The following is a 4,113-nucleotide window of genomic DNA, read 5'->3' as shown; positions in this document are numbered from 1 at the left end:
TTTAGGCTGCATGATGCAGTTTTATTATTTACTATTCTTCGCCTTCGTCGAATTGGCTGTTGTAGAGGTCGGCGTAGAAGCCGCCCTTAGCCAGCAATTCTTCGTGGGTTCCTTGTTCGACGATGTCCCCGTTGTCCATGCAGAGGATCAGGTCGGCATTCTTGATGGTCGACAGACGATGCGCGATGATGAAGCTTGTTCTTCCTTGCATCAGCGTATCCATCGCTTTCTGGATCAGCACTTCCGTCCGCGTATCGACCGAGCTTGTCGCTTCATCCAGAATCATGATCTGCGGATCGGCAAGGATGGCCCGCGCGATCGTCAGCAATTGTTTTTCTCCCTGAGAAACATTGTTGGCTTCCTCGTTCAGGACCATGTCATAGCCATCCGGCAACGTCCGGACAAAGTGATCCACTTGCGCGGCTTTTGCGGCGGCGATGACTTCTTCATCGGTCGCATCCAGTTTTCCGTAGCGGATGTTCTCCATAATTGTGCCGTTGTACAGCCATGTATCCTGCAGCACCATCCCGAATTCCGTCCGCAGATCGCTGCGGGTGAAATCGGTAAGGTTGTGGTTATCGATGTAGATGGATCCACCCGTCAAGTCGTAGAAACGCATCAACAATTTCACCATCGTCGTCTTGCCGGCACCCGTGGGACCGACTAGCGCGACTTTTTGTCCCTCTTTTACATCCGCGGAGAAGTCCTTGATGACCAGATGATCCGGTTCATAACCGAACTTGACGTGCTCGAAGCGAACATTACCTTTGACATCAGCGGTCGCCATTTCGATTTTCGCTTCGGTCACTGTCTCTTCTTCCTCTTCCAAGAACTCGAAAATACGTTCAGAGGCAGCCACCATCCGTTGCAATTGACTCCCCACTTGCGCGACTTGCGTCAAAGGTTGGGTGAAGTTGCGCACGTATTGCAGGAAGGCTTGGATATCCCCGATCGTCATATTTCCGGCAGCCGCCATCGCGCCCCCCATGATGCAGACAACGACATAACCAAGATTTCCGATCAGGCTCAACAAAGGCATCATCAAACCGGAAAGGAATTCGGCCTTGAAGCCGGCTTCGATCAATTGATCGTTCTCTTTATCGAAAGCGGCAACGGATTTTTCTTCCCCGTTGAAGGCTTTCATGACTACATGTCCGCCGTACATCTCTTCGACATGGCCATTGACCGCACCCAAGTATTTCTGCTGGTTGACGAAGTGCTTCTGCGACTTCGACATGATCAGCATCAGTAGCATCATGGACACGATCAGGACGACGAGGATGACGAGCGTCAGCGACCAGCTGATCGTCAGCATCATGATGAAGACACCCACCAGTGTCGTGATCGATGTGATGATCTGGGTTAAGCTTTGGTTCAAGCTGGTATTCAGGATGTCCACGTCATTCGTGATCCTGGAAAGCACATCGCCTTGGCTGTTCTTGTGGAAATAGGCCAGCGGCAATTTGTTGATTTTCTCCATGATGTCTTTGCGCAGTTTATAGGAAACTTTTGCGGAAACACCAGACATCAGAAATCCTTGCAGATAAGAGAACCCGGCACTCAAAACGTACAAGCCCAAGAGCCCCAACAGTACGGTTCCGATGTAATCGAAATCGATTTCGCCGGATCCGCCTGTGAATTTCAGCATGACGCCGGCTACCAATTTATCGATGGCCAAAGCCATAATTTTTGGTCCTACGATCCCAAATAGGGAGGAGGCTACCGCCAATATGAAGACGACTAGCATCAGCCATTTGAAGGGCGACAGATAAGCAGCTAATTTTTTGAATCCGCCTTTGAAGTCCTTCGCTTTCACTACCGGAGCGCTCATTCCGGCCATCGGACCGTGACCTCCGCCCGGGCCGCCTTGTGGTCTTCTTTGTTTCATTTCGCTCATGCTAATTCCTCCTCTGAAAGCTGAGATTTAGCAATTTCTTGGTAAGTCTCACAGTTTTTCATCAACGCATCGTGGGTCCCTATCCCGACGATCCTGCCTTTATCGAGGACGATGATCTGTTCAGCGTCCATGATGGTGCTGATCCGTTGCGCCACAATCAAGACGGTTGCGTTGTCCGTGTAGGCATGCAATGCAGAACGCAACGCCGCATCCGTTTTGAAGTCCAAAGCCGAAAAGCTGTCGTCAAAAATGTAGATCGGTGCTTTTTTAACCAACGCGCGGGCAATGGCCAAGCGCTGTTTCTGCCCTCCGCTGACGTTGCCGCCGCCTTGTGCGATAGCCGTTTCGATGCCGTCTTCCATCTCCGATACGAAGTTCTTCGCTTGGGCAACTTCAATGGCTTTCATGATGTCGTCCATAGAAGCGTCGTCTTTTCCGTACAGAACGTTTGATGCGATGTCTCCGGAGAAGAGCATCCCCTTTTGCGGAACGTAGCCGATGTTGCGGCGCAGATCGGCTTGCGTCATTTTCCGGATGTCGATGCCGTCGATTTCGATTACGCCATCCGTCACATCATAAAAACGCGGAATCAGATTGATCAACGTCGATTTACCTGAACCGGTCGAGCCGATGATCGCCGTCGTTTCGCCTGGCCGAGCGGTAAAGGAAATATTGGACAACACATTCTCGTTCGCTTTCGGATAATGATAAGAGACATTGTTGAAGGTGATGAGCCCTTCATTTTTTAAGCTCGGTTGCGCATCGATCGGATCAGTGATGCTCAGGTCCGTATCCAATACTTCCCCGATCCTTGTTGCCGATACAGAAGCACGCGGCAGGAAGATAAACATCATCGAAATCATCAAGAAGGCCATGATGATCTGCATCACATATTGGATGTAAGCCATCATATCCCCGATCTGCAGGGCAGAATCAGCAACCTGCTGGCTGCCGAACCAGATGATCAGCAGCGAAACGCCGTTCATGACGAGCATCATCGCTGGCATCAACAGGGACATCAAACGCTGCACAAAGCGGTTAGTAAAGGTATAGTCTTCATTGGCGTCGTTGAAGCGGTTCTCTTCAAACGGTTCATTGCCGAAAGCGCGGATAACCATCATGCCGGAGAGGTTTTCGCGGCTGACCAGATTCAATCTGTCCGTTAAGCTTTGCAGCACTTTGAACTTCGGCATCGCAATCGACAGGATCGTCATCATGATGCCGACAAGTGCGATAACCGCAACGGCGATCGTCCAAGCCAGTGAGACACTCTTATCAATCGCCATGATCAGACCACCAGTAGCCAAAATCGGTGCATAGCACAGCATGCGGATTCCGATCGTGATCAGTTGTTGGATCTGCTGCACGTCATTGGTCGTGCGAGTAATCAGGGATGCGGTCGAAAAGTTATCGAACTCAGTGTTGGAAAAACTTTCAACTTTGGCGAAGACATCCCTTCTCATCCGGCCGGAAACTTTCGCGGCGATCCGTGAAGAGAAATACGCGACCGCTACGGAAGCAACGGACACCGCGACTGCGATAGCGAGCATCTGTGCGCCTTTCGTCATAATGTATTGGTTCTGGAGCGCATCCATATCCGCTCCCAGATCTTCATAGAAGAGTTTCGTGAACAGTATCCCGATTTGGCTGTAGAGCATCGGTTCGGCAGCCGCAGCAACGTCCATGGACGCCGTGAAAGCTTCCTGCGGCAACTGCTGCAATTGCGGCAACAGCGCGTACAATTGGTTCATATCGACGTCCTCGAAGCCGCTCTCGGCATCGACTGTCGCAGTACCGCCTTGCTGTCCGCCCATTTCTTTCATGAACGTCACGAAGCTGTAGCTTGCCTTGCTGAAGATGCTCTCCAGCGAGGACAATTGTTCCGGGTCGGTTTCATCCAGCACGTAGATATCCGTTTCCTGGCTCTCAGGGAATTCTGCGCTGTAGGCCTCGGCTTCCGCCGATCCGCCCTCAATCAGCTGGTAGCTGTTCTGGAACGTTTCCTTATCTTCTTCATCCATGAACAGCGTCATGAGCGCGAAGCCATCCGATGGCAGCGCTTCAGGGGCTTCCTGTTCGACGCCTCCATTCTGGATGCCGGTATTGACGATGTCGCTCATCAGATTCGGCAGGCTCAATTCTCCAATCGCTTGCCCGAACAAAATCAGCAGGCTGACCAGTATCGTGCCGGCAAAAGGTTTTAAGTATTTCATTAT

At 51.3% G+C, this 4,113-nt stretch carries 2 protein-coding genes; both read right to left on the bottom strand.

The window, feature by feature from the left end:
* Positions 1-31: 31 nt before the first annotated feature.
* Positions 32-1,897, bottom strand: coding sequence for an ABC transporter ATP-binding protein (locus WBV27_RS10515; protein WP_424201870.1), 1,866 nt, complete (start codon positions 1,895-1,897; stop codon positions 32-34).
* On the bottom strand, positions 1,894-4,113 hold a 2,220-nt coding region (locus tag WBV27_RS10510), incomplete at its 5' end, for an ABC transporter ATP-binding protein (protein WP_424201868.1). The genes WBV27_RS10515 and WBV27_RS10510, both read right to left, overlap by 4 nt.

The sequence above is a fragment of the Trichococcus sp. genome, assembly GCF_049589555.1.
Classification (GTDB): domain Bacteria; phylum Bacillota; class Bacilli; order Lactobacillales; family Aerococcaceae; genus Trichococcus.
Note: the sequence above shows the minus strand (reverse complement) of the source record. Positions and strands in the feature narration are given on the sequence as shown.

Coding starts and splice junctions, on each gene's coding strand:
- WBV27_RS10515 (WP_424201870.1), bottom strand. CDS start 1,897: ATGAGCGAAATGAAACAAAGAAGACCACAAGGCGGCCCGGGCGGAGGT.